Annotated in this window: 16 protein-coding genes and 2 pseudogenes; 6 read left to right on the forward strand and 12 right to left on the reverse strand. The window is 71.2% G+C overall.

What is annotated here, in order from left to right:
- Positions 1 to 98 precede the first annotated feature (98 nt).
- Positions 99 to 1,784 carry an MFS transporter gene (locus tag UA75_RS28955; RefSeq protein WP_412459530.1) on the reverse strand — a complete coding sequence of 562 codons (1,686 nt, stop codon included), beginning with the start codon at positions 1,782 to 1,784 and terminating at the stop codon, positions 99 to 101.
- Positions 1,785 to 2,188: 404 nt separating this feature from the next.
- Positions 2,189 to 2,842 carry a pyridoxamine 5'-phosphate oxidase gene (pdxH, locus tag UA75_RS28960; RefSeq protein ID WP_075742931.1) on the reverse strand — a complete coding sequence of 218 codons (654 nt, stop codon included), beginning with the start codon at positions 2,840 to 2,842 and terminating at the stop codon, positions 2,189 to 2,191.
- Between the two features lie 531 nt (positions 2,843 to 3,373).
- Between pdxH and serC the strand changes: the two genes are divergently transcribed.
- Both serC and sepH read left to right on the forward strand, forming a co-directional pair.
- A complete protein-coding gene (gene serC / locus UA75_RS28965; protein WP_075742932.1) occupies positions 3,374 to 4,510 on the forward strand; it encodes a phosphoserine transaminase in 1,137 nt (378 codons plus the stop codon).
- Between the two features lie 216 nt (positions 4,511 to 4,726).
- The gene (gene sepH / locus UA75_RS28970) at positions 4,727 to 5,743 is read left to right on the forward strand and encodes a septation protein SepH (protein WP_075742933.1); all 1,017 of its coding nucleotides are present in this window, start codon (positions 4,727 to 4,729) and stop codon (positions 5,741 to 5,743) included.
- Between the two features lie 142 nt (positions 5,744 to 5,885).
- Here sepH and UA75_RS28975 read toward each other — a convergent pair whose 3' ends face one another.
- The 3 genes from UA75_RS28975 to UA75_RS28985 form a co-directional block, all read right to left on the reverse strand.
- Positions 5,886 to 6,791, reverse strand: a complete 906-nt coding sequence (locus UA75_RS28975) for a hypothetical protein (protein ID WP_075742934.1) — start codon at positions 6,789 to 6,791, stop codon at positions 5,886 to 5,888.
- 9 nt (positions 6,792 to 6,800) lie between these two features.
- The gene (locus UA75_RS28980) at positions 6,801 to 7,820 is read right to left on the reverse strand and encodes an OmpA family protein (protein WP_075742935.1); all 1,020 of its coding nucleotides are present in this window, start codon (positions 7,818 to 7,820) and stop codon (positions 6,801 to 6,803) included.
- Between the two features lie 483 nt (positions 7,821 to 8,303).
- Complete coding sequence (locus UA75_RS28985; RefSeq protein WP_075742936.1) at positions 8,304 to 8,540, reverse strand: hypothetical protein; 237 nt, start codon at positions 8,538 to 8,540, stop codon at positions 8,304 to 8,306.
- Between the two features lie 186 nt (positions 8,541 to 8,726).
- Between UA75_RS28985 and UA75_RS28990 the strand changes: the two genes are divergently transcribed.
- Together UA75_RS28990 and UA75_RS28995 are read left to right on the forward strand one after the other, a co-directional pair.
- Positions 8,727 to 10,922 carry an ABC transporter ATP-binding protein gene (locus UA75_RS28990; protein WP_232237528.1) on the forward strand — a complete coding sequence of 732 codons (2,196 nt, stop codon included), beginning with the start codon at positions 8,727 to 8,729 and terminating at the stop codon, positions 10,920 to 10,922.
- The gene (locus tag UA75_RS28995; protein ID WP_075742938.1) at positions 10,919 to 12,784 is read left to right on the forward strand and encodes an ABC transporter ATP-binding protein; all 1,866 of its coding nucleotides are present in this window, start codon (positions 10,919 to 10,921) and stop codon (positions 12,782 to 12,784) included. The genes UA75_RS28990 and UA75_RS28995 overlap by 4 nt, the downstream gene beginning before the upstream one ends.
- 459 nt (positions 12,785 to 13,243) lie before the next feature.
- Here UA75_RS28995 and UA75_RS29000 read toward each other — a convergent pair whose 3' ends face one another.
- Together UA75_RS29000 and UA75_RS29005 are read right to left on the reverse strand one after the other, a co-directional pair.
- Entirely contained in the window at positions 13,244 to 13,864 is a 621-nt protein-coding gene (locus UA75_RS29000) for a DUF2537 domain-containing protein (protein ID WP_075742939.1), read from the reverse strand.
- A 166-nt stretch (positions 13,865 to 14,030) separates the two neighbouring features.
- Positions 14,031 to 14,862 (reverse strand): annotated as a pseudogene (locus UA75_RS29005) (TrmH family RNA methyltransferase).
- Between the two features lie 186 nt (positions 14,863 to 15,048).
- Here UA75_RS29005 and UA75_RS29010 point away from each other — a divergent pair.
- Positions 15,049 to 16,545, forward strand: a complete 1,497-nt coding sequence (locus UA75_RS29010; protein ID WP_075744340.1) for a glutamate--cysteine ligase — start codon at positions 15,049 to 15,051, stop codon at positions 16,543 to 16,545.
- A 717-nt stretch (positions 16,546 to 17,262) separates the two neighbouring features.
- Here the strand turns inward: UA75_RS29010 and UA75_RS29015 are convergent.
- The 3 genes and pseudogenes from UA75_RS29015 to UA75_RS29025 form a co-directional block, all read right to left on the reverse strand.
- Positions 17,263 to 18,567: pseudogene (locus tag UA75_RS29015) on the reverse strand (MFS transporter); the annotation flags it as partial.
- Between the two features lie 55 nt (positions 18,568 to 18,622).
- Complete coding sequence (locus UA75_RS29020; RefSeq protein WP_075742940.1) at positions 18,623 to 19,051, reverse strand: MarR family winged helix-turn-helix transcriptional regulator; 429 nt, start codon at positions 19,049 to 19,051, stop codon at positions 18,623 to 18,625.
- A gap of 151 nt (positions 19,052 to 19,202) precedes the next feature.
- A complete protein-coding gene (locus tag UA75_RS29025) occupies positions 19,203 to 20,777 on the reverse strand; it encodes an NCS2 family permease (protein WP_083684180.1) in 1,575 nt (524 codons plus the stop codon).
- A gap of 269 nt (positions 20,778 to 21,046) precedes the next feature.
- On the opposite strand from UA75_RS29025, the gene UA75_RS32280 reads away from it, so the two are divergent.
- Positions 21,047 to 21,340 (forward strand): DUF2530 domain-containing protein, encoded by a 294-nt coding sequence (locus UA75_RS32280; RefSeq protein WP_232237529.1) that lies wholly within the window; start codon positions 21,047 to 21,049, stop codon positions 21,338 to 21,340.
- Between the two features lie 231 nt (positions 21,341 to 21,571).
- Here UA75_RS32280 and UA75_RS29035 read toward each other — a convergent pair whose 3' ends face one another.
- On the reverse strand, positions 21,572 to 24,676 hold the full coding sequence (locus tag UA75_RS29035) for a sacsin N-terminal ATP-binding-like domain-containing protein (protein WP_198044211.1): 3,105 nt from the start codon (positions 24,674 to 24,676) through the stop codon (positions 21,572 to 21,574).
- Positions 24,673 to 26,052: a DUF3027 domain-containing protein gene (locus UA75_RS29040; protein ID WP_083684181.1), complete on the reverse strand. Its 1,380-nt coding sequence runs from the start codon at positions 26,050 to 26,052 to the stop codon at positions 24,673 to 24,675. The genes UA75_RS29035 and UA75_RS29040 overlap by 4 nt, the downstream gene beginning before the upstream one ends.
- Between the last annotated feature and the right edge of the window lie 61 nt (positions 26,053 to 26,113).

Here is a 26,113-nt window from a genome sequence, read left to right on the forward strand (position 1 = left end):
TGTCGGAACGGACTGCGCCATCCAGGCCGGAACAGGTGAGCCGAACGGCCGACGAGCGGCGGACGCCGCCGCAGTCCTTCACTCGTTCAGCGCAGCGATCACCTGACGGTGGCGTCGCCGCCCCGCTGCCCGTTCCGTTCTGTTTCCGCAGGCACGTCCGATTCGTGGCCGGTTGTCCTGATCTCAGGGTCAACGGCGTCGACAGCGAGGACGGTGTCCAGGGCGCCGACGGGCGCGTCGGCGGTGTCTCCTGCGCCGACACCGGTGTCGGCGGTGTCCACTGCGCCGACATCCGTATCGGTGTCCACGGCGGCTGCGCCGCCGGGCACCAGACCGGTCGACTCCGGCTCCGGACCGGCGGGCTCCGCGCGGGCCGACTCCGATTCAGCCGCGCCCACTTGAGCCGCGCCCACTTGAGCCGCGTCCGATGGAGCCGCGTCCGATCCGGCGGCGCCCGCCCCCGCTGCGTCCTGGTCGTCGACGGGCGGCCGATATCGCCAGACCGCAGGCAGCAGCAGCGCGCCCACGATGGTCAGCACCACCACCAGCACCCCGCCGCCCGCCGTGGCGGCTGCGGTGCCCACCGACGCCCCCGCCGTGCCGTGCAGCACGTCGGCCAGGCGCGGCCCGCCCGCCACGACCACGAGGAACACGCCCTGGGTCCGCCCCCGCATGTCGTCGGTGGCGACCGTCTGCAACATCGCGCCCCGGTAGATCGTGCCCACCAGATCGGCCGCGCCGCCGAGCGCGAGGAACAGCACGGCGAGCCACAGCGAGTCAGCCAGCCCGAAGCCGATGACGGCCAGCCCCCAGCACAGCCCCGCGATCACCAGGCCCGCGCCCTGCCGTCGGATTCGCGTCACCCAGCCGGAGAAGAGACCGAACAGGAAGGCGCCGAGCGGCAGGGCGGCGTACAGCAGGCCCAATGCCGCGCCGCCGCCCGGCGGGTCGCCGAAGGTCCGCTCGGCCATCTCCGGGAACAACGCTCTGGGGAGCCCGAACACCATGGCGATCACGTCGAGGACCAGGACTGCGACCAGCACGGTGTGCACCCGCATGTAGCGCACGCCGTCGATGACCGACCGCAGTCCCGCCCGCCTCGGCGCGGACGCCGACGGCGGCATCGCAGGCAGTCGCCACACCGCCGCCAGCGCCACCAGCAGCGAGAGCGCATCGACCAGGTAGAGGGTGGAGAGCCCCACGAAGGGCAGCAGGATGCCCGCGAGAAGCGGGCCGACCACGGCTCCGAGCTGCGCGACGGTGGCCGTCAGCGCCTGCGCCGCCGGGAGCTGCGCGGTGGAGACCAGTCGCGCCACCGACGCCGTCCTGGCGGGCATGTTCACCGCGAAGAACGACTGCTGCAGGGCGTACAGCAGCAGGACGGTCCACACCGAGTCGGTGTTCACCGCCGCGGCGGCCCACAACAACAGCGCCGTGGTCGCGATGCCGAGGTTGGTGACGATCATCAGCTTGCGGCGGTCGACGCTGTCGGCGATCGCACCGCCCCATAAGCCGAAGACGAGCAGCGGGACGAGGCCGAACAGACCGGTCAGACCGACCCAGCCCGAGGAACCGGTGATGTCGAAGATCTGCTTGGGCACCGCCACGGCGGCGAACTGCGCGCCGACGGAGGTGACCACGGTCGACGTCCAGAGCCGCCGGAACGGGGCGACCCGCAACGGCTCGGTGTCCAGCATCAGCCTGCCGAGCCTGCCGCGCGGCCGACGGGGCGGCGGGGAGGACGTCGATGACTCGTCGTTGTCGTCCAGCCCCGGCTCGCTCACCGCCGCAGCCTAATGCCCTTAGCGACGCGAACAACTGCCCTGCCGAGGATCTCAGTCGCAGGCAGGCGGCGCGGGCGCGCGGCGCACGCCACCGGAACCGCGCCGCGAGAAGGCCCTTCGGGTCCGTCCCCGGGCGGCCCTGCGAGCGCCGCCCTTCCCGCACCACGGCCGATGTCGACGTCACGTCCCGGTGGACGAACCTGCCGCATCGCCGGATCGACAGACCGACGCCCCCGCCGTCGGCATCGCGCCGGACCCGGCACGCCTGCCGTGCTGCGACTCGCCAGAGATCGACCGCCGCGAGGCAGCCCGACCGAGCGCGGACGGTGCCCGACGCGAGGGCCCGCAGCCGTGGTCAACAGGCTGCGGACCCGGTGGTCGTGGTGCCCGACAAGGAGCCCGGTTCAGGGAGCGATGCGCTCCACCCGCCAGCCGTCCCTGCCCTGGCGGTAGCGGAGCCGGTCGTGCAGGCGATCGGGCCTGCCCTGCCAGAACTCGACGGTCTCCGGTCGAATCCGCCACCCGCCCCAGTGCGGCGGGACCGGCACGTTCTCGACGTCGGCGAATCGCCGCTGCACGGCCGACAAGGCCGCATTCAGGCTGCTCCGACCGCTGACCACGGCCGACTGCGGCGAGGCCCAGGCGCCGAGCTGAGCGCCCCGTGGACGCTGCTCCCAGTACGCGGCCGTCTCCGCGCTGTCGATCTTCTCCACCTGCCCGCGCACCGTCGCCTGGCGCTGTAGAGCGATCCACGGGAAGGTCGCGGAGGCGTACCGGGTCGCGGCCAGTTCGTGGCTCTTGGCCGACGTGAAGTTGGTGAAGAACACGAGGCCCCGCTCGTCGAGCATCTTCGCGAGCACGGTCCGTGACGACGGCCTGCCCTGCGGGTCGGCGGTGGCCAGGACCATCGCGTTCGGCTCGGGAAGCCCGGCGGCCGCCGCCTCGTCCAGCCAGAGCTGCAGCTGCTCGGACCACGTCCCGGAGAGCTGCTCCTCGTTCAGCGCTCCCGCCTGGTACGCGACGCGCATGGAAGGCAGAACGACGTTCACCTCGGACATGGGTCTCACACTCCCCGCCTCGACCGCAATGGCACCCGTGACGAGGCACCGTACGTTCACCGAGCCGCCATCCGATAGCACCCAGAAGGTGAAGTCCTGCCAACCGTCGGGTGATCCTGGACACCAGAAAAGCGCAGATCAGCAGCGGGATCGATCCCGTGACCGATCCAGCGTCGAGTCGGGCTCCAGGGACGTCTCAGATCCTGTCTCTGATCCCTGCCTTCGGGCTTGCGCGGGGCAGGCGCGGCGATCTGCGGCGTCGGCGTCGGTCACCATGACACCGCCATGGCTCCCTCCTGTCGCCTGGCAGCTCATCCACGCCTAATCCCCGCTCACGACTCCAGCGGGACCGAAGACCGACTCTCAGATCATCCACGCCCTGCCCGTCGCGCAGCCCTCGGAGAGTCGCGATAGAGTTGATCATCACGCGACCCCCTGAAGTCATCTGTCCGTCATAGAGCTGCAACACTTGCTCATCCGGCAACGGCGCCGGAGGAGTACCTGTCCGCTGCTCCACACGGAGGCGCCGTCATGACCCAGACAGTCGACCCGACCACCTTGGTGCTCCCCGCCGAGCTGCTGCCGTCCGACGGCCGCTTCGGCTGCGGCCCCTCCAAGGTGCGGCCGGAACAGCTCGCCCGCCTCGCGGCCGAAGGCGCCGCCGTGCTCGGCACCTCGCACCGCCAGAAGCCGGTCAAGTCCCTCGTCGCGCGCGTGCGCGCGGGACTGCGCGAGCTGTTCGCCCTGCCCGACGGCTACGAGGTCATCCTCGGCAACGGCGGCACCACGGCCTTCTGGGACGCCGCGGCCTTCGGTCTGGTGCGGGAGCGCTCGCTCCACCTCACCTACGGCGAGTTCTCCTCGAAGTTCGCGAAGGTCACGCAGGGCGCCCCCTTCCTCGCCGACCCGGTGGTGATCAAGGCCGAGCCGGGCGACGCGCCCGCGCCGACGTCCCACGAGGGTGTCGACCTGATCGGCTGGGCACACAACGAGACCTCCACCGGCGTCGCCGTGCCGGTCAGCAGGCCTGCCGGTTCCGAGAACGCCCTGATCGCCATCGACGCCACCTCCGGCGCGGGCGGTCTGCCGGTCAAGGCCGAGGACTTCGACGTCTACTACTTCGCGCCGCAGAAGTCCTTCGCCTCCGACGGCGGACTGTGGATCGCACTGGCGAGCCCGGCCGCGGTGGCGCGCATCACCGAGATCGGCGAGTCCGACCGCTGGGTGCCCGAGTTCCTCTCGCTGCCCACCGCACTGGACAACTCCCGCAAGGACCAGACGTACAACACCCCGGCGGTCGCCACCCTGTTCCTGCTCGCGGACCAGATCGAGTGGCTGCTGGCAGGCGGCGGCCTCGACTGGGCCACCAGCCGCACCGCCGACTCGGCGAGCAGGCTCTACTCCTGGGCGGAGAAGTCGCCCTACGCGACCCCGTTCGTCGCCGACCCGGCCAACCGCTCCGCCGTCGTGGGCACCATCGACTTCGACGAGACCGTCGACGCCGCCGCGATCGCGAAGGCCCTGCGCGTCAACGGAATCCTCGACACCGAGCCGTATCGCAAGCTCGGACGCAACCAGCTGCGCGTCGCGATGTTCCCCGCGATCGAGCCGTCAGACGTCGAAATCCTGACCCGCGCCGTCGACTGGGTGGTTGAACGACTGGTCTGAACGGGCGGCTAATCGGCATTGAACTGGCGCGATGACTACAGAGAGGGCAAGATCGGAGGTGGAGACAAGCTGCCGTGTGGGTGAAATGGCGGCACTGTAGGTAGATGAGACGGACCTCCCGGACCGGGGCGGGGCCGTGCGGCCTCGAGAATTCGGGTGTCGCACCGAGCCACTCCTGTCGTCCGAGGAGGCCTGTGGTCATCGGGGGAGGTCGTGATGCGAGCGCTGCGAGTCGTCGGGCTCGACGACGACGGCAAGACCGTCATCTGCGAAGACCCGGCGCGCGGTGAGCGCTTCTCGATCCCGGTGGACGAGCGGCTGCGTGCTGCCGCCCGGGGCGATGCCACTCACCTCGGCCAGGTGCAGGTCGAGATGGAAAGCCAGATGCGTCCGAAGGAGATCCAGGCGCGAATCCGGGCGGGGGCCTCGGTGGAGCAGGTCTCCGAGGCAGCGGGAATTCCACCACACCGGGTGGAGCGCTTCGCGTACCCGGTGCTGTTGGAGCGCTCGCGGACGGCGGATCTGGCCCAGCGGGCACACCCGATGCGGGAGGACGGCCCGGACGTCCAGACCCTCGGCGAGGTCGTCTCGCACGCGTTCAGCCTGCGCGGGCAGGAGTACTCCGATTCGGAGTGGGACTCCTGGCGGGGCGAGGACGGCAAGTGGGTCATCTCGCTGCACTGGCACGCGGGCCGGTCCGACAACCGTGCGCACTGGGTCTTCCACCGGGGTGCACACGGTGGCACCGTGATCGCCCTGGACGAGCACGCCGCAGACCTCCTCGACCCGTCGCCGAGCAGACCGCTGCGCACGGTCCGACCGGTCACCCAGCTGGCCCGTCAGGCGTTGGACAACCCCTACGAGGACACCACGATCATCCCCGCCATCACCGACGAGGAGCCCGCTGTCGAGGAGCACGTGGTGGCGGGCGATTCCGGCGGTGATCGCGAGCCGCTACGGCCGGGCGATGGCGCCGAGACGGCGATCGACGCGACCGCCAGAGAGACGATCGTGCCGCCGCCGCTGACGGCGGGTCCCCGCCCCGGTGATCGCCGGGCTGCGGCACGGGCAGGCGGGGCAGGCGATGGCTCGGACGGGGCCGCTGCCCAGGGCACGGCGGACGCCGATCACGTCGGCGACGCGGGCAAGGCCGGTGCTCGGCGGAAGAAGAACCATCCGATCGTGCCCTCGTGGGAAGACGTGCTCCTCGGCGTCCGCTCCCAACGAGGCTGAGGCCGGTCCGGCACTTCGACACCCGAACCGACGAGACGGAAGGGGCGGTCACCACTCGGTGACCGCCCCTTCCGTCGTCGCCTAGGCCTCGTCGGGGTCCGTCCTGGCCGGTGCGGCCGCTCGGATCAGGACGAGATCTGCCTCAGCGGACCGACGTCGATCGGCGTACGGCGCTGGACGTGAAACCCGCCTGCTCCGCGTCGGTCTCGGTCTGGAACCACACCGTCGCCTTGGTCCGGGTGAAATACGGCGAGTCGCTGGTGTGGTAGAGCTTCGACTTCTGGTTCCCCTTCACCCGGTAGTCGGGCGCGGGTGCCGTGCCGTCGGGCGACGGGCGAGCCGAGTTCCGGTACGGACCGGGCACGACCATGCGAGGGGATACCTGCTGCTCCTCCTCGGACGGCTCCGGACGGGCCGACCTCGCAGGCTCCGGTTCCTCGTCGACGGGGCCACGAGTCTGAGCAGGCACCTGAGCCGCCGCCAAGGGCTGCACGGCCTTGCTCTCCTGGGCCCCGTTGCCGTTGTGTCCTGCACCGTTCTGCCCGTCGCCCGCAGCGCCGTTCTTCTCCTGCCCGTTACTCCTCGGGTCGCCTGCGATCCCCGCCGTCTCGGGCTGCCTCCGCTCCTCGCCGGGCTCATGCCAGGCGGGCTCGCCGTCCGCCGCCGCATAGGTGAGCCGGACCGACAACGAATCCTCGAACTCGGCGTCTTCGAACTTCGTGTCCCCGAACTTCGTGTCCTTGACCTTCGGTGCTGCCGACCGAGCCTCCGTCGGCAGCACCGACCCCGGCAGGACCTCCGGGCCGGGACCGCCCGACGGTTCGACGAATCCCTTCACCGCCCCGCCTGCCTTCGCCGCGCCGTCGCCACGCTCCGGTTCGATCGCCTGCGGCCGTGCGGCCTCGGCGACCTCGCCCACCGGGACGGTCCGCACGGCCCGCCCGGTCTCGATCCGCCGTTGCCGCGTCACGAACAGCCAGGTCACCAACGACCCCAGCAGGAACGACAACGCGCACAACAGGAACACCTGCCCGAACAACCAGGCCACCGCTCTCTCCTAACCAATCTGCACGTCGACGACGTCGACGTCACTGTCATCGGCGGCATCCACCGAGCTGCGCATGGTGACCAGCGAACCGGACACACCTTGATCGAGCAGTTCGGCGCGGACCGCCTCCGCGCGGGCTCCGGCGAGATCGGCCTCGCCGTCTGCCGCGCGGCCGTGAAGGATCACCGGCATGCCGGGCGCCACCCGCAACAGCCCCACGAGCTGTCGAAGCACCTCGGTTCCGGACGTGGTCAACCGGGCCGAGCCCGCCGCGAAGCGGAGGCCGCCACCGTCGGCGAGCATCGTGCTGACGGTCTCCTGGAAGGCCTCCGCGCCGAAGGTGGCGGTCTCACCGAGCCGGGCCTGCCAGGTGCGGTCCTCCAGCCGGATCTCCGCAGGCAGCACCGCACGCACCGAGGTGCGGAGTTCGATCGCGGTCTGCTCGTCGATCACCGGACCGGTGAGCATCAAGGTGTCGGACCACCAGTACATGCTCACCGTCGCCGCGGTCCGTTCCGGCACCTCGGCCAGCACCTCGGCGATGAGAGCCGGGTCGGCGGGCAGCGCGGAGCCGTCGACGACCAGTACGGCGTCGACCACCTCTCGGCCGTCCCGCCGGTCGCGGATCTCGTCGAGAAGCCGCCGGGCGGCCTGCTCGTCGGGAGCGATGCCCGACACCGCGAGCTGCCTGCCTCGGGGGATCACCGACAGGCCGCCGCCCGCAGCGCCGTCGGCGACGGCGGACACGGCACGAACGCCTGCGACCTCTTCGATCTTCTCTCGTGCCTCGGCCCGCCTGCCCGATGGCACGCCGGACACCCGGACGTCCCGACCTCGGACCTCCAGGCCCGTCCAGGAGATCCGAGCCTCGGTCAAGGCCTCCTCGGATCGTCGGGTCAACGTCTCCTCGATCGCCGCACCCGGCCAGACCATCCCGGCCGTGGACAGCACGGCGGGCACGAGAACCAGCATCGCCAGCCAGCGCCAGTTCTGTGTCCGCCCCACCTTCGGCAGTTGCCTATGCACCATCGCACTCCGTCAGTCGGCCCGGCCCTTCCGGCAGACGCGGTCGTCGGCTGCGCAGCGCGCGGCGAGCGGACCGACGTCGACGTGATCGTTCACCGAAGACACCTACCAGTGTCGGATCGGTCACTGAGGGAAACGCGCCGCGCGCGAGACAGGCGTTCCGTGGAGTCCACTCGATCGAGCAGTTCACGTCATCCGAACGGGCGGATCGCTGGAATGCGGTCATCGGGCTGCCGCAGGGAAGAGATTCGACGTCCACGGACCGCCCCGCGCGCAAGGCGGACGGCAGGTCGATCCGGTCCGGCCAGGCGGTGGAACGACAGCGGCCGACCCGCGACGAGTCGGGCGGAGGCCTCGAGTGCGGAGGTCACGCGGCAGCCGCCCAGGGCAGGCCGATCAACCGGGGAACGCTCAGCGCCTGCTCTCGAACACGAGACCCGCCGACCGGCACGACGCCGTCGGACGCGGGTGTCGGGACCCGGACGTCTACAGGCGGTAGGCCTCGTCCAACAGGTTCAGATCCCAGCCCTCCTGCTCGCACCAGTCCTCGGCACCCGCTCTGGACAGCTCGGCCGTCACGGCGGGCAGGATCGCACCGAGCCGAATCCAGCCGTCCGCCGCGAGGACGTAGCCGACGCCGTCGACCGAGACCAGCAGTCGTCCCACCGGGAAGGCCATGCTGGACGGGGTACGGAGGAAGGTCACCGAACGTCGGTCGGTCATGGTCTCGGATCATGCCCGCAGGACGGGAGCGCGGCATCTCCTCACCTGCGAACCGATCGGCAGGCACGGGCCGTCGACCGCCCTCGTCCCTGCCGTCCGATCCACCGTGCCGGGTGAGAAATCAGGATGCTTCGGCGCGACCCTGTCCGTAACGTCAACTCGGCTATGGGTACCGACCTTCCCCACGTGGGTTCTCGTGTCAGTCCGGAAGCTCAGCCAGCTGAACCGAGCACCGACGCCGTCCGCACCGTGTTCCGTGCCGACGACGGTCCCGTCGACGCATCCGGTGACCAGAACGCAGGCAGCCTGCCGCGCGGACTCGACGCAACCGCAGCCGGGGACACGACGAGACGTCGATCCGCCGTCCGCAGTCTTCTTCGGCTGCTGCCGTACGTTCGGCCGGTTCGGCTCCCGCTGATCGCGGCGGGCATCAGTGCCCTGCTGGCCACGCTGGCCGGACTGGCGATACCCCTGGTCGTCCAACGGATCATTGACGGGCCGATCGCGGAGTCGGACCGGTCGGGGCTGCTGTGGATGGTGGGGCTGGTCGTGCTGCTCGGCTGCGCCGAGGCCGTCCTGATCTTCCTTCGTCGCAGGCTGATCTCGGGGCCGACGACCGGTATCGAGGCGACGATGCGGCATGACCTCTACCACCATCTCCAACGCCTGCCCGCGTCGTTCCATGATCAATGGTCCTCCGGCCAGCTCCTGTCCAGGGCCATCAACGACCTGGCGCAGGTGCGGCGGTTCCTCGCCTTCATCGCGATCTTCCTGGTGGTCAATACCATCACGATCATCGTGGGACTCGGCGTCCTGTTCTACCTGGCGCCCTTCTTCGGGATCGTCCTGCTGGTGGCGGGCATTCCGGTCGCCGTGCTGTGCGCCCGCTACGAGGCGCAGTACAGCGTCAGCTCACGACGCTCCCAGGATCAGACCGGCGACCTGGCCACCACCATCGAGGAGTCGGTGCTAGGCGTCCGGGTGCTCAAGGCGTTCGGCCGGGGCAGGCACCTCGGCAGGAAGTTCGCCGAACAGGCTCGGGCGCTGCGGACGACCGAGATGCGCAAGGTCGGCATCATGGGCAGGTTGTGGCTCGTGGTGATCGCGCTGCCCGAGACGGGAATCGCGGTCATGATCGCTCTCGGCGGTCTCGCCGTCGCGGACGGATCGCTGACGCTCGGGGCGCTGGTCGCGGGCATCACCACGGCCACCGTCCTGCGGTGGCCGATCGAGTCGATGGGCTGGCTGCTCACCGAGACGAGCCAGACCGCCACCGCCTCGGACCGCTACTGGGAGGTCCGGGACGCCGTCCGCACCGTCGACGAGCCCTCCCGTCCCGTCGCACTGCCCGCCGACGCACGTGGCGAGCTCCGCTTCGAGAACGTCAGTTTCGCCTACGCGGCCGAGGCCGCAGGGCCCGGCCGGTCCGCCCCGGACGGCCACGACGGCGCGGCGAGGACGAGGCAGACCGCCGCGCCGACGACCGTGCTGCGCGACGTCGACCTCGTGGTCCGTCCCGGCGAGACACTGGCGCTGGTCGGCACCACCGGCTCTGGCAAGACGACGCTGACCGCACTGCCCTCCCGGCTCTACGACGTGACCGGCGGCCGGGTCACGCTCGACGGCGTGGACGTGCGTGACCTGCCGTTGGAGCTGCTGCGCACCCGGGTGGCCACCGCCTTCGAGGACCCGGTGCTGTTCTCGATGAGTGTCCGGGAGAACGTCGCATTGGGTGCTCCGCAGGCGAGCGACGAGGACATCGTGGCGGCGCTGCGAGTGGCGCACGCACTCGAGTTCGTCGGGGCCCTGCCGTGGGGTCTGGACACCAGGATCGGCGAGGAGGGCCTGTCGCTCTCCGGCGGTCAGCGGCAACGACTGGCGCTGGCCCGTGCCGTGGTGGGCAGACCGTCGGTGCTGGTGATGGACGATCCGCTCTCCGCATTGGACGTGCACACCGAGGCAGAGGTCGAGGCCGCGCTCCGACAGGTGCTGCGAGACGTGACGGCGCTGGTCGTCGCGCACCGACCGAGCACGGTGGCCCTGGCCGACCGGGTGGCGCTGCTCGTCGACGGCCGGATCGGGGCGGTGGGCACTCATCAGGAGCTGCTCGCCACCAGTGCCGAGTACCGCAGGATGCTGTCCACGCTCGATGAGGAGGTCGTCGCGGCGACGGCCACCGATCCCGCGCCTGCTGCGGACGTCGACAGCCTGAACGCCGGTCGAGGTGCCTGCCCCGACGAGACGTCCCCGGCCGACGCCGTGGAGTCCGAGGCGGCAAGTCCGCAGGAGATCGTCCGCGCCGAGACGCACCGGCCGACCGATGGGCGCGATCGGGTACGCAGCGGGCAGGCCCCGACGAACGAGGAGATGCAGGCGCGATGACCGGCTCGACCGAACAGGGCCGTCCGGACGACCCGGCGGACGACCGGACGGACGCGGCATGGCGCGGCGTCGCAGCCGAGGACCAGGACGAGCTGAGCAGGAACACGAACCTGCTGCTGGCCGCCAGGTCTCGCAGGCTGCTCGGCTCGCTGGTCCGCCCGGTCCGAGGCCGGGTGGTGGCCGCCCTGGTTCTGGTGACGCTCAGCAGCCTCAGCTACCTGGCGGGCCCGCTGTTGGTGGCGGGCGCCATCGACCGAGGCGTCCCGGCCGCACTGGACGGCGACCCCGTCCCGGTTCTGCTGTTCGCGGCGGGCTATGCGGTGACCAACCTGTTGACCGGCCTCTTCCAGCTCGGCTTCGCGCTGGTGTCCGGCCGGGCGAGCCAGGACCTGCTGCTCGACCTGCGGCAGCGGATCTTCCGGCACGGCCAGCTCCTGTCCGTCTCCTTCCACGAGAAGTACACCTCCGGTCGGCTGATCTCCCGGATGACCAGCGACCTCGACTCGATGAAGGAGCTGCTGGAGGAGGGCCTGGACAGCCTGTTCACCTCATTGCTGAGCATGGTGGGCATCGCGGTGCTGCTGATCTGGCTGGACGCGCCGCTCGCGCTGCTCACCCTGGCCGCGACGGTGCCGCTCGCCATCGTGGCTCGCTGGTTCCAGCGCCGGTCGCGCCGCTCGTACCGGCTGACCAGGTCCTCGGTGGCCAAGGTGATCGTGCAGTACGTCGAGACGATGAACGGCATCCGGGCCGTGCAGGCCTACCGTCGGGAACGTCGCAACGACGCGATCATCGACGAGTTCAACCAGGAGTTCCGCGACGCGAACCGACGCGCGCTCAACGTGCTCGCCGTCTTCACCGGACTCGTGAAGTGGATCGCGCACCTGAGCATCGCCTCGGTGCTCGTGGTCGGCGGCTGGGCGGTGGCGACCGGGAGTCTGGAACTGGGCATCCTGACGGCGTTCCTGCTCTACATGCGCCGGTACTACGACCCGATGGACCGGTTGGCGATGTTCCTCAACTCCTACATCTCCGCCACGGCGGCGCTGGAGAAGATCTCCGGAGTGCTGGAGGAGGCTCCCTCGGTCCCCGAGCCTGCCGAGCCGAAGAAGCTGCCCGAGTCGCGGGGGCGGCTGCGTTTCGACCAGGTGGAGTTCCGCTACAGCGCCGACCTGCCCACGGTGTTGCAGCCGCTCGACCTGGACGTCGCGGCGGGGCAGACCGTGGCGCTGGTCGGGACGACCGGGGCGGGCAAGTCCACGGTGGCCAAGCTCGTCGCCCGGTTCTACGACCCGAGCGCGGGCTCGGTGCGGCTGGACGGGGTGGATCTCCGGGAGCTGGCCGAGGCCGACCTCCGACGCTCGGTGGCGATGGTCACCCAGGAGTCCTTCCTGTTCTCGGGCTCGGTGGCCGAGAACATCGCGCTGGGCAGGCCCGGTGCCACCCGTGCCGAGATCGAGCACGCCGCCGCCACGGTGGGGGCGCACGAGTTCATCGCGGCCCTGCCCGACGGCTACGACACCGACGTTCGCAAGCGGGGCGGCAGGCTCTCGGCAGGCCAGCGCCAGCTGGTCTCCTTCGCTCGCGCCTTCCTCGCCGACCCCCGGGTCCTGGTGCTCGACGAGGCCACCTCCAGCCTCGACCTGCCCACCGAGCGCGCGGTGCAGCACGCGCTGGAGACGGTGCTCGCGGGCCGGACAGCGCTGATCATCGCCCACCGACTGTCGACGGTGCTGATCGCCGACCGGGTGCTGGTGGTGGACGCCGGCCGGGTCGTGGAGGACGGGGCGCCCGAGGAGCTCATCGCGGCCGGGGGTCGGTTCGCGGGTCTGCACCGTGCCTGGCAGGACTCGCTGGTCTGATCTCGATCAACCCGATCAGCCGACCGGTGCCTGCGACGGGGCGCGGACACCGGGTCGATTCGACAAGGCGGTTCAACACGGCGAGTCGACACGGCGGGCCTCGACGGCGATCGGCGGCCGCCGCGCGCCCCGCCCGGCGGTGCCAACCGCCGCGGCCGGCGTCGGGTGTCGAGCCGGACGACGACCCGACGGCCACGGGCGGACGCGCGGCGCAGCGGCAGTCGCCTGTCTGCTTCATGCCGGACCTGCCTGCCCGCCTGCCCGCCTGCCTGCCCGATGATCAGCGGTCCGGCGGGTCCGCCCCGTCCGTCGCTCCGCCCGTCCGCCCCGATCGCTCCGCACCGAGGCGGCGGTGCTCGACGTGGGCAGGCCTGCTGCCGTCGTCCACCGCAGGCGAGTGCCCCGGCCTGCGACGACGGCGGCCCGGCTCCACGGCCTGATCCGCCGTCGCCGCCATGTTCAGCCGAGGGCCGCAAGAGCGGCGATGAGCAGACCCGTCCAGGACAACAGCACACCGGCCGCCGCGCCGTAGACGATCCAGCGCCAGACCGGCGTCCGGCGCAGCAGCCACATCGCGGGCACCAGTCCGCCGACGACCACGAGGTTCACCCCGGCCGCGAACAACGCGGCGGTCTCCGCCCAGCCCACCGAGACGGTCGTCAGCGTGATGGTCACGATGATCGCGACGACTGCGCTCACCGTGAGCCCGGTGGCCCAGGGCGTCGACTCGCCGCAGGCAGACCGTCCTCTGGCCTGCCGGGCGAGGGAGTCGGCACGCTTGTCCGGGGGCCTGATCCGCACCTGAACCTCCCGGATCGGATCGAGATAGACGACATCGCTGTCCGTGACCGTGGCGAGCAGCCCGGCGAGACGTCTGCCGCGATCGGAGACCGCCGATCCGAGCGTGCCCTCCGCCGCCTCGGTGTCGGCGACGCTCTCGGCGACCGCAGCCCACTCGGTCAGCGCGGCACGCAGACCTGGGGGCAGTGCACTGAGATCGGGCGGGCAGCGCTCCTCCTCGCCTGCCGAGGCAGGCCTGCGGCTCAGTACCGGACGTCCGGTTCGAACCCGCAGCTCCACGACGACCGTCCCCTTCCTGGGCGGCGTTCCCTCTTGCTCTCACGGTGACAGCCCGGCGACGCCGGGACCACCCGGCGCGCTCCTCACGACCACGACGCGTGGTGCTGACGCGGCCGTCGTCTTCTCGACGATGACCGCGAGGTGCGCGCAGGCGGCGACGGCCGCGTCAGCGGCTGCGATACTCGGCAGGCTCGGGGAACACACCGAGATGGTGGAAGGCGATGGCCGCTGCCGTGGCCACGTTGAGCGAGTCGACGCCGACCGCCATCGGGATGCGCACCCGCAGGTCGGCCCAGTCCATCGCCTCGGCGGTGAGCCCCGGCCCCTCCGAGCCCAACAGCACCGCGCCCTGTCCGCTGGCCAGCTCGAAGTGGGAGAGCGGAAGGGCGGAGGCGTCCGGCGTCAGCGCCGCGACGCGGAAACCCGCCTCCCGCAGCGCACCGAGGCCGTCCGGCCAGGGACGCAGCTCGGCGAACGGCACTCGCAGGACATGGCCCATCGACACCCGGACGCTGCGGCGGTAAAGCGGATCGGCACAGCCGCCGCCGAGAAGCACGCCGTCGATCCCGAGGGCGGCGGCGTTGCGGAAGAGCGCGCCGAGGTTCTCGTGATCGCCGATCCCCTCCAGCACCGCGAGCGTTCTCGCCGTGCTCAGCAGTTCCTCCGCGCTGGGCCGCGGCGCCCGATCGGCCACCGCCAGCACTCCCCGGTTGAGATGGAAGCCCACGATGCTCGCCATGACCTCGGCCGAGGTCACGAAGGCGGGGATGTCGAGATCCGCCAGGATCCGGCATCAGATCGGCGACGCGACGTTCCACGCCCAGCAGCGCCCGTACCGGATATCCGGACTCCAGCAGTCTGCGGACGACCACGGTGCCCTCCGCGATCACCAGACCTCGGCCGCCGGGGCGGTCGGGTCGTCGATCAGCGGCGGAGAGATCGCGGAAGTCGTCCACCTCCGCGTCGTCGGGGTCTGAGATCAGGGTCCAGTGCGCCACACAGGCAGTCTCGCATCGACGGACGTCGGCGGTGGCGAAAGGCACTTTCCCGCGCAGATCCCATGACCTGCCTCGTGTACGCAGCGTTAAACACTTGTGACACCGGGCACCGTTTTGGCCGCTGCCCTGGTGGTTACTCCCTGTGTCACGGTGAGCATCCGCTACCGCGCCCAGCAGGGAGGCACCATGGGGAATGATCCGGCCGCCCGGTCGTTCAGTCCCGAAGACCGCCAACGATTCAGAGACAAGGTGCAGCGCTGTCTGGACGCGCTGGCGAGGATGCTCGCGGAGAGGAGCTTTTCGCCGGAGCGAGAGCACATCGGGCTGGAGATCGAGCTGAATCTGATCGATGGACAGGGCGTGCCCGCGATGGCCAACGCCGAGGTGCTGAATCAGATCGACGATCCCTCGTTTCAGACGGAGCTCGGCCAGCACAACATCGAGATCAACGTCCGACCGCACCCGCTGCGCGGCGACGAGGCGCTTCTCCTCGAGGACGAACTGCGCGCGTCACTGGACAGCGCGGAGGTTCGGGCGCGGACCGTCGGCACCGGCCTGGTGATGATCGGGATTCTGCCGACGTTACGCGGCGAGCACTTCGATCCGCACTGGCTGTCGGAGAACGATCGGTACGCGGTACTCAACCACGAGATCTTCTCCTCGCGCGGCGAGGAGATCATGCTGAACATCGAGGGGGTGTCGCTGTCGGGGCAGGAGCAGGAACGGCTCCACAGCTATGCCGACTCGATCCTCCCGGAGTCGGCGTGCACCTCCGTCCAGCTTCATCTCCAGGTCACTCCCGAGGACTTCGCCGATCACTGGAACGCAGCACAGTGCCTGGCAGGCGTCCAGGTCGCCACGGCGGCGAACTCGCCGTTCCTGCTCGATCGGGCGCTCTGGCATGAGACCCGCGTCCCGCTGTTCCAGCAGGCCACCGACACTCGCCCCCAGGAACTGAAGAATCAGGGCGTCCGGCCGAGGGTCTGGTTCGGCGAACGCTGGGTCACGTCGATCTTCGACCTGTTCGAGGAGAACGCCCGGTACTTCCCCGCGTTGATGCCCGAGACCGACGACGAAGACCCCCTGGCGGCCCTGCGGGCGGGGCGCGCTCCCCGGCTCTCGGAGCTGCGGCTGCACAACGGCACGGTGTGGCGCTGGAACCGGCCGGTATACGACGTCGTGGACGGGCAGCCGCACCTGCGGGTGGAGAACCGCGTGCTCCCCGCAGGCCCCACGGTGATCGACACCATGGCGAACGCGGCGTTCTTCTACGGCGCGCAACGTGCGCTGGCGGATCAGGAGCGTCCGCTGTGGAGTCAGATGTCCTTCCACGCAGCCGAGGAGAACCTGTACTCCGGGGCGCGACACGGGATGGACGCTCAGCTCTTCTGGCCTGGTCAGGGCTGGACGCCGCCGCACGAGCTCGTGCTGCGCACCCTGCTGCCCATGGCACACGACGGACTCGCCCGGTGCGGAGTGTCCGACGCGGCGCGCGAGCGCTACCTCGCCGTCATCGAGCAGCGCTGCCTCACCCGACAGACCGGGTCGAGCTGGCAGCGCAGCAGGGTCGCGACCTTCGAGGAGCGGGGTGCGAACCGGCGGGAGGCCCTGCTGGCCATGCTGCGGGAGTACGTCGAGCTGATGCACCACGGTGATCCGGTGCACACCTGGCCGACGGATTGAGCGCTTTCGTCGTCTCGACCGGATCGTCGAGGTGTTGGAGATGATTCGGCCCCGACACCGCCGAAGCGGTGCCGGGGCCGAATCGGTTCCCGAACTGACTGCCGCTCCCACCACGAAGCGAACTAGGATTAGGTTAGCCTAAGTTTCCTTCCCTGCAAAGGGGTCCCGCACGTTCCGTCGACGTTCGTCTTCGTCCCCGGTCTCCGAGCCCGCCGGACTCGCCAGCGCAAGGCCGGCCGGGTGCGGGTCTAGAGCAGCTGCGGCAGGGCCGTCCGCATCGCGGTCGGCGTCGTCGTCTCGGGCTCCAGCAGCCTCGGTCCCGGCGCACTCGGCCCCGACAGACCCGGCCGCAGCGCACTCGCCCGCAGCAGACTCGGCCGCATCGGCACGGACCGCACCAGACTCGGCCGCGTCGGACCGGGCCGCGGCGATGCAGTCGGTCTTGGCGGAGCCGGGCAGTGCCTCAGCAGGCACGGACAACTCCGGGACCGCGACCTCGGGCATCGCGACGTCGGGAACCGGCGCCCGCTCGGCGACCTCGCCACCCGGCGCGGTCGCCTCGGTCGCCCGCGCCGACGCCACGTCCCCCGCGTCCGACGTCGTCGCACCGTCCGCCTGCCGCGCCCGATCCGACGCGACGTCGGCGGCCGTCGGCAGCCCGCCGTCGGCACCGGCCCGCCGCCTGCTCAGCACGGTGCGCAGCCGCACGCCGGTCACCCTGGCCAGGACCACGCCGCCCGCCACCGAGGCCAGCAGCGAGATCACCCCGCCCACGATGATCGGTGACGGGACGGTGACCCGTTCGGCCAGCCAGCCGGACAGGGTGCTGCCCAACGGCATCCCGCCGAGCAGCACGAGCATGTACAGCCCCATGACCCGACCGCGCATCGTCGGCTCCACCGTGAGCTGGACGGTGGCATTCGCCGACAGGTTGAAGGTCATGAAGGTGATGCCGACCGGAATCAGCAGCAGGCCGAAGGACCAGAACTCCGGCATCAGCCCCACCACCACCGACAGCAGGCCGAAGGCCGCGCCCGCGGTCAGCAGCAGCCGGAGCCTCGGCCTGCCGTTCCTGCTCCGCCGAGCGGCCAGTGCGGCCCCGCTCAGCGTCCCGACGGCCATCAGCATCGAGAGCTGCCCCAGGCCTTCCGGCCCGGTCTGGAAGAAGTTGTTCGCCATGACCGGCAGCGTCGTGTTGTAGTTCATACCGAACGTGCTGACCAGGAAGACCAGGGCCATCAACACCGTCAGGTCGGGCCTGCTGCGCACGTATCGCAGTCCCTCGCGGAGCTGCCCTCTGCCTCGGGGCACCGGCGGCGATCGGTGCAGTTTCGCGGTGTCCATCAGCAGCAGGACGAGGATCACCGCCCCGACACTGGCGGCATTGGCCACGAACAGCCAGCCGGTGCCGATCGCCGCGATCACGTAACCGGCGACACCGGGTCCGATGATCCGCGCGGTGTTGAAGGTCATCGAGTTCAGGGCGACGGCGTTGGCCACCTGCTCACGCCCGACCATCTCCATGACGAACGACTGCCGGGCAGGCGTCTCCACGGCGGTGATGCAGCCGAGGAGGAGACAGAACAGGTACACGTGCCACAGCACGACCACGCCGGTGAGATCCAGGAGGCCGAGGCCGAGCGCACAGAGGCCCACCCCGGTCTGCACCACGAGCAGGATCTTGCGTTTGTCTAGGCGGTCGGCCAGCACGCCTGCCCACAGCGTGAGCGCCAGGGTGGGCAGGAACTGCAGCGCGATGGCGAAGCCCAACGCCACCGGGCTGTCGCCGGACAGCTTGAGCACCAGCCAGTCCTGGGCGATGCGCTGCATCCAGGTGCCGATCAACGAGATGATCTGCCCGCTGGCGTAGAGCCGGTAGTTGCGCACCCGCAGGGAGGCGAACATGCCCGCCTTCCTCGGCGGCCGCACTCGGCGACCGGGCGGCGGCAGGGTCGGATTCGCCTCGGCGGGGTGGGGTCCGTTCGCGGGCTTGCCGGCGTCGTCGGATGCGTACGCCGGCATGACTCAGCGCGCTTCTTTCGCGTCTCGCGGTGCGGCGCTCGGGCAGGTCATCCGATCAGCTCCCCGCCACTCGCTCGATGATCTCCGCCGCGCGAGACAGCACCACGCGCTCGGAGTCGTCGAGTTCGGCCAGCTTCCGCTCCAGCCACCGTTCCCGCGCGCTCACCTCGGCCTTGATGTAGCCCTTGCCCGAAGGGGTCATCTCGACGATCGCCTGCCTGCCGTCGGTCGGATGCGGGCGCCTGCTGACGAATCCGGCGTCCTCCAGCGCGCTGATCACGCGGGTCATCGACGGCGGCTGCACGTTCTCCTTGGCGGCCAGCTCCCCAGGAGTCAGCGGCCCGCACTTGTGCAGGCAGGAGAGCGCGGAGAGCTGAGTGAGCGTCGCCGAGGAGTCAGCACGCTGGGCCCGAAGCCTGCGGTTGAGCCGCACCACCGCCACGCGGAGTCTGCTGGCAAGACCGGAGTCGTCAAAATCCGACACCTCGTTAGCCTACCTCACTATCTGGGGCGCTCAGCACGTCGCGAGCTCCGTCTCAAGCGATCCTTGCTCATGTCTCGAGGATCCGTCGGAGTGACCGCCCCCACACAACCGGGCAGGCGGCCCCACGGCGAGCCGACGACTGCGAGCTCGCTCAGGAGGCGAACAGCTCCTGAATCGGGCCGACCGCGAAGTAGAGGACGAAGGCGCCCGCGACCACCCAGAGCAGCGGATGGATGCCGCGCGCCTTCCCGGTCGCCGCGCGCAGCAGCACGTAGCTGACGAAGCCCGCGCCGATGCCGTTGGCGATCGAGTAGGTGAACGGCATCACCACGATGGTCAGGAATGCGGGCAGGGCGAGGGTGAAGTCGGTGAAGTCGATGTGCCGAACCTGACCAATCATCAACGCACCCACCACCACCAGCGCCGGAGCCGCCGCCTCGATCGGCACGACCTGGTAGAGCGGGGTGAGGAACATCGCGGCCAGGAAGAGCACGCCGGTCACCACGTTCGCCAGGCCGGTACGGGCGCCCTCGGCGATGCCCGCCGCCGACTCGACGAACACCGTGTTCGACGAGGCCGAGGCCGCGCCGCCCGCCACCGCGCCGACGCCCTCCACGAACAGCGCCTTGCCGACGCCGGGGAGTTGGTCGTTCTTGTCGATGAGGCCCGCCTCCTTGCCCAGGCCGGTGAAGGTGCCCATCGCATCGAAGAAGTTCGCCAGGAGAAGAGTGAAGACCAGCAGGCAGACCGTGATGATCGGGAGCCGGACGAAGGCGCCGAGCGAGAAGTCGCCGACCAGCGACAGATCGGGCAGCGAGAAGACGTCCGAGGGCAGTGACGGGTAGCTCAGGCTCCAACCGGTCGCGTTGTCCGGCCCGCCCCGCCCCGCGTCCACCAGCGGTTCGATCGCGATCGACAGCACGGAGGCGGCGGCGACGCCGATCAGGATCGCGCCCCGCACCTTCCTCGCGACCAGGATGCCGGTGAGCAGCAGGCCGAAGACGAAGACGGCGGTGGGCCAGGAGGCCACCGAGCCGTCGATCCCCAGGCCCACCGGGACGGTGGTGCCTGCCGCGTCGGGCAGCCTGCGCACGAAGCCTGCGTCCACCAGGCCGATGAAGCAGATGAACGCGCCGATGCCTGCCGCGATCGCCGCCTTCAACGGCGGCGGCACCGCGTTGAAGACCGCCGTGCGGAAGCCGGTCGCCACCAGGATGAGGATCAGCACCCCGTTGACGACGACCAGACCCATCGCCTCCGCCCAGGTCACCTGCGGGACGATCGTCACGGCCACCAGCGTGTTGATGCCCAGCCCGGCGGCGAAGCCGAACGGATAGTTGGCGATCAGCCCGAAGAGCAGGGTCATCACGCCCGCGACCAGTGCGGTCACCGCCGCCACCTGCGGCACGGTGAGGATGCCGCCCAGGACGTCGGTCTTGGCACTGGGATCGTCGGCGGCGAAGCTGCCCAGGATCAGCGGGTTGAGCACGATGATGTAGGCCATCGTGACGAAGGTGACCAGCCCGCCGCGAACCTCCCGGCCCACCGAAGAGCCCCGCTCGGAGATCTTGAAGAACCGATCCAGCACCGAGCCGCGACCTCGGGCGTTCGCCGGGTCGCCGGAGGCGGCGGCCTGCGTCTCGGCGGCGCCCGCCCCTGACGACCCCGCAGGCGTGGCGGACTGCTCCGCCGAGCCCTCTGGCCGATCCTCCTGCGCCGAAGCCATCTGCACTCCTTGGTCCTGACCTGCCCTGCGGCAGCGACGATCCTGCTCTGCGGCAGCGACGATGCAACCGACGAGACGGTACGGGCTCGGCGTGACCGGTCTGCATCGCCCTGGCCATGCTCGGCGCCACACGAAGGAGACCCGCCTCACTCGCTGATCAGCCTCGACGCTCGCACAGGCACCCGCTCCGCACCCGGGCGGTTCCGCCGAACGGGGCGGGTCGAGCGACAACGCCCGGACCCGACGTCGAAGGGCGTAACCTGCACCTCGTGCCAGAACCGACCGAAATCGAACCTCCCCCAGCCCCCCGGCAGTGGAAGACTCCGCCACCACTGAACCCCCGGCTCGCCGAGCCGGACCCGGTGGTCCTGGTCGGGACCGGCATGTGGGGCCTCGCCAGCGTCGTGCTGCTGCTGGTGAACCTGATGACGGACTTCGACGTCTCGATCTGGCTCTGGACCGGCCTGGCGGGCACCGTGCTCGGCCTGCTCGGCTACGGCGTCCTCCGGTGGCAGCGCGCCGCCGCCCGCAGCGGCTCCCGCTCGGCGCAGACCGGGGTCTGACTCTCCTCTCGGGTCCGCATCCCGCCGCACGGCCCGCTTCACCCGCGACGACCTCCGGGTCACCGCGACCGGAACGGCCGCTGCACACAGACCCTGCCGACATATCGGCGCCGAATCCGCCGCGTGTCCAGCCGCACCCGAGGCGATTCGAGAACGCCCCGACACCTTCGGGATCTTCCCAGACACCGCAGCTGAGCAAGCCGGTGCGCCCCGCCCGCCTAGGGGGACGGATCAGCCCAACAGGCCGACGGCGGTGGACTCGATGAGCAGCGCGGCGATGAGGTGCCGCTGCGACCAGCGATCCAGCCGCCAGGCCAGCGCGCGAGCCAGTCCCTCATGGGTGTCGGCCGCATGCACGCCGCCGTCCTCGTCGACCCACCACGGCACCTGATGCTCGACGTCACGGGATCGCACCGGCAGCTTCTCGTGCAGCCACAGCACACCGTCCGGGACGCGGACGCCCATCAGGTCGACCACGCGGGCGATGCCGTCGTGGGCCGCCCAGTCGATCGGACGGCCTGGCTCGGCGACGCGACCCGCCCACTCGTCCGAGGCGAACGGCAGGTCCAGCAGTTCGGCCAACTCCACCGCGCCGCCCGGCTCCGCCCCAGCCCTGAGGCTGCCGAGATCACCCGGCGCGACCTGGCTCCCGGCGCCCTGCTGCCGGGGCCCGCCTTCGTCGTCGGCGAACGGGTCCGGCTCGGCGACGGCGACACAGCTCGCGGGATCGCCGACGGCCAGCAGCCACGGCTCGTCGAGCACCACGACGTCCTCGGCGGCGGCCACCGCGCCGGTCAGCGTGCGCAGCGAGTCCGGCGGATCGATCCGCGCCGCGTCGATCAGCCCGGCGGCGACCGCATCGGCCAGCGCCCGATGGACGCGCAGGGCGGTCCCGGCCGAGACCGAGAGTTCCGAGTCGGCCAGCCGAGCGAGCAGCTCCACCGCATCCGCGTTCCCGGTGATCAGCAACTCGGTGCGGACACCGGCCGCCACCAACAGTTCCTCGTCGGTCTCGGCGAGTACGGCCTCGGGAACCGGGTCGTAGAGCCCCGCGAGTTCACCAGCGCTCGGCAGCCGCCACTGCCTGGGCGGACGTCCGGCAAGCGACGCGTAGCGGGCCAGCCACCAAGCGGTGTAGCCGGGTGCACGCACCGCCCGCCAGGTGGCGGGCTCCGCGCGCAGCAGCCGCAGCGCGGCGGGCCAGGCATGGGCGGCGACGAGGTCGAGATCCCGCACCGCGATCAGTTCGGCAGGCGGCTCCGCATCGCCGTCGACGTCGGCCCACCAGAGTTCCTCGTCGGCCAGGTCGTGATCGGGTCCGTCGGGTGACTCGACCGTCAGCACGCTGAAACCGCTGATCACGCCGACGCGACGCAGCACGTCCACCGGGATGCGGTCGGCGACCGACGCGGCGAGCACGCCCAGCCCGGCGTCCTCGTCGAGCACCGAGGCCAGCGGGGCGTCGGGCAGCATCAACTCGTCGGCGGCCCGCAGCTCACCGGTCGTCGCGGGCAGGGGCAGCGATGCGAGCCAGGGCCTCGGGCCGTCCCCCGCCCTCGCGACCAGCCCAAGCACCAGGTCGACGAGCGCGGTGACCTCGCCGCCCGCCTCGGCCTCGTCGAGTCCGATGAGCACGGCCTGTCGCACCGGATCGGAGTCCAGCAGATCCACCGGGCCCGCTCGCACGGCGCCGAGCGTCTCCAGCAGGGGATGCACCGCGTCGGGGTGCGCGATCCGGAGGCCCGTCACGTCGACCACCGTCGTCTCGGTGAGCGCGGCCAGCTCCGGGTCGGGCAGCAGCACGTCTCGAGGCCCGGTGACCGTGCGACCGTCCACCAGCGGCACAGGCAGCGCGCCCAACTCGTCGCGGCGGGTCGCGGGCCCCTCGGCGATCGGGACCAGCGCGGTGTAGAGCCGCCGCCACCACCGGGGTTCGCGTCGCAGGCCGGACAGCTCCGCGACGACCTCGGCAGGCCCGAGTCGGCGCACGCCCAGCGCAGACAGCACCGCCGTGTGCCGAGCCTCGCCGAGGCCTGCGGACAACAGTCCGGGGATCACCTCGGCGAGCAGTTCGATCAGCTCGGGCGTGCCGTCCTCGATCACCACGGCTCGGCGGGCGGTCACCTCGGCGCCGGTCGCGGCGGGCAGCCAGGCCGCCTCGCGCAGGGCGGGCAGCAGTCGATCTCGCAGCGCCTCGTCCAGCTCGGAACGGGGGAAGCCCGGTGCGGGCACCACGGCGATCCGACGATCGGGCGCCAGCGCGGCGGGCAGCTCGGCATAGGTCTGTGCGGCGCGGTCCAGGACCGCGTCGAGCGCGGTGCCCGGCCGGACCCGCCTGCGGTCGGCTTCGAGCGGGACCGTGGCCAGCAGGCGTGCGGGCAGCGAGAGCAGGTCGTCGGTGGGGGTCGGCGCGTGCAGTCGATCGGCGGCCTGGGGTTCCGGCGTCCCGTCGGCATCCACCGGCAGTGCCCAGCAGACCGACCAGCGACGACGTCGCCGGGCCTCCGCCCCGGACTCGCCGAGCTCGTCCTCGGTCAACACTCCGTCGGAGCGTCTGCACAGCCAGTGCCGAGGCCCGGCGGGCCCGTGCACCGTCACGCGTCCGTCAGCGTGATCCTCGCGCCGCCACGACCGGTCCTCGATCTCGATCCTGACGAGTCCCGGCAGAGCCAACAGCAGGTCGGCGGCCTGCTCGGCACAGGCCGAGAGCACGGCCGCGCCGTCGACCTCGGCGCGCAGGGGAAGGCGCACCTCGGTCTCGAAACCCGCGGGCGGCGGCTCCGCCGACTCGACCGGCCAGACCAGGCGCAGCACCGGGACGGTGTGGTCCCGCTCGGCGGACTCGGCTGCCAGTGCGGGTTCGCCCGCGACGATCGCGCCGGTCCGGGCGGCGGAGAAGGCCACCGATCCGGTGGACGAGATCACGGCAGGCTCTTCGCTGACCGCGAGCACGGCGGCGAAGCCGACACCGAAGCGCCCGACGCTCGTCTCGCCGCGCTTCGCGGAGGCCCGCAACGCGCTCAGCGCAGCCACCCCGTCTGCGGTGAGCGGCGTGCCGGTGTTGGCGGCCCGCAGCTCGGTGACTCCGTCGGCGCTGATCAGGGCGAGACGCAGCGTCCCGCCGATGCCCGCCTCGACCGCAGCGTCCGCCGCATTCTGCGCGAGCTCGACCAGCAGCCGATCCCGATAGCCGCCGAAGCGCAGGTCGTCCTCGCTGTTGGCGTCCTCCCGAAACCGGGTCGGCGAGCTGCGCCAGGCGAGCAGGACGGACTCGCGCAGTCGCGCCGTGTCGAAGGGATCGACCACCGGCTCCTGCGCCGGAGCTGCCTCCGTCACGTGGTCGCGCCACCGTCGTCGGTGGACTGCGGATCGCTCGTCGCCTGCCCCGCACCCTGTTCGACCGCGCCCGCCTTCTCGGCCTTCCCGGCCTTACGGGACTTCCGGGGCTTCGCTGTCTTCTCGGTCTTCGCTGCCTTGTCCTGCTCTGCCTCGTCGACCTTCCCGGTCTCCTCGGCCGGTTCGGCAGCCGAGGACCGGCCACGACGGGACCGGACTCGTCGGGGCCGTGCCGCGTCCCGCTGGGTGGGGGCGGCCGCTTCGCCCGTCTCGCCCGCCTGCGGCGCGGTGGCGGCCGCATCGGCGGAGGCGGTCGAGTCGGAGGCGGTGACGCCTGCCGCAGCCGAGTCGGCGGGACCGGAGTCCTGGACCTGGGGCCGAGCCTCGGCCTCGTCGACACGCGCGCTGTGCGACGGCTCGGTGACGACCGTGGACGCCTCGGCCCCTGTGTGCGCATCGACCTCGGTCGATGCGACGTCCGCCGCGACGGCATCGGCCGACTCGTCGGCGGCGCCGCCCTCGACGGCGGCCTGCGTGGCGTCGGAGTCACCGGAGTCAAGAGTCCGGACCGCACCCACCGGGATGAGCTCGACGCCCGCGTCGTCGAAGACGACCTCGGCGACCGGGACCGGCGAGGCGTTGTCCACCTCGGCGTCGGAATGCGCACCACAGCCGTACTCCGCGTGGACGATGCGGCCGTCGGCGGGTGCCATCTCGTTTCCGCACGCGCCGAAGGCCGCCCGCAGCGAACCGGCGAGTGGAAGGTAGAAACCGCAGGTCCCGCAGTGTGCGGGCGCGCTGCGGGCCATCTGTGCCTCTGGACCGAAGTCACTCTGGAACCAGCGTCGCGCCGTCTCCACCCTGCCATGTCGACCGAGGAGCCTGCGCCTGCCGAGGCCCAGCTCGCTGGCCACCTCCTCGACCGCGGGATCGTCGCTGGCCAGGTAGCCCGGTACCAGCCTCGGGTCGTCGGGAGCCGAGGGCAGCAGATCGCCGACTCCCAGGTCACCGGCCCGGACCCGCTGGTCCCATGGCAGCCACTCCGGCGCCACGAGTGCGTCCGGCCCCGGCAGCAGCACCACCTCGCTGACCGTCACCGGGGTGCCGGGGCCCGCGAAGGCGACCGTGACCGCCCACCGCCAGCCGACGTATCCGGCGTTGGTGGCGACGAACTGGTGGGTGGCAGAGGAGTCGTCCTCCGCCTGGATGCCGACGTGCTCGCCGACCCTCTCCTCACCTGCCTCCGACTGGGCCGCTGCCCTGGCCTGCTCGACTGCCTCGGCCAGAGCGGGGGCGGGCAGACGGGCAGACGTCGCATCCACGCCGACCTGACCGGAGGGGGGTTCCGGCACGAACCTCGGGGTGCTGGGAGACATCACCCCTCCGATTGTGCCGGACGTCTTCTGCTCGGCTTCGTCCCGTGCCACGCTGTCGGAG

Origin of the sequence: Actinoalloteichus sp. GBA129-24 (assembly GCF_001941645.1) — a bacterium.
Taxonomy (GTDB): Bacteria; Actinomycetota; Actinomycetes; order Mycobacteriales; family Pseudonocardiaceae; genus Actinoalloteichus_A; species Actinoalloteichus_A fjordicus.

Bases quoted from the DNA above. Each gene is read 5' to 3' on its own strand.
- pdxH (WP_075742931.1), bottom strand. From the start codon at position 2,842: ATGTCCGAGGTGAACGTCGTTCTGCCTTCCATGCGCGTCGCGTACCAG.
- serC (WP_075742932.1), top strand. From the start codon at position 3,374: ATGACCCAGACAGTCGACCCGACCACCTTGGTGCTCCCCGCCGAGCTG.
- sepH (WP_075742933.1), top strand. From the start codon at position 4,727: ATGCGAGCGCTGCGAGTCGTCGGGCTCGACGACGACGGCAAGACCGTC.
- UA75_RS28980 (WP_075742935.1), bottom strand. From the start codon at position 7,820: ATGGTGCATAGGCAACTGCCGAAGGTGGGGCGGACACAGAACTGGCGC.
- UA75_RS28985 (WP_075742936.1), bottom strand. From the start codon at position 8,540: ATGACCGACCGACGTTCGGTGACCTTCCTCCGTACCCCGTCCAGCATG.
- UA75_RS28995 (WP_075742938.1), top strand. From the start codon at position 10,919: ATGACCGGCTCGACCGAACAGGGCCGTCCGGACGACCCGGCGGACGAC.
- UA75_RS29010 (WP_075744340.1), top strand. From the start codon at position 15,049: ATGGGGAATGATCCGGCCGCCCGGTCGTTCAGTCCCGAAGACCGCCAA.
- UA75_RS29025 (WP_083684180.1), bottom strand. From the start codon at position 20,777: ATGGCTTCGGCGCAGGAGGATCGGCCAGAGGGCTCGGCGGAGCAGTCC.
- UA75_RS29040 (WP_083684181.1), bottom strand. From the start codon at position 26,052: ATGTCTCCCAGCACCCCGAGGTTCGTGCCGGAACCCCCCTCCGGTCAG.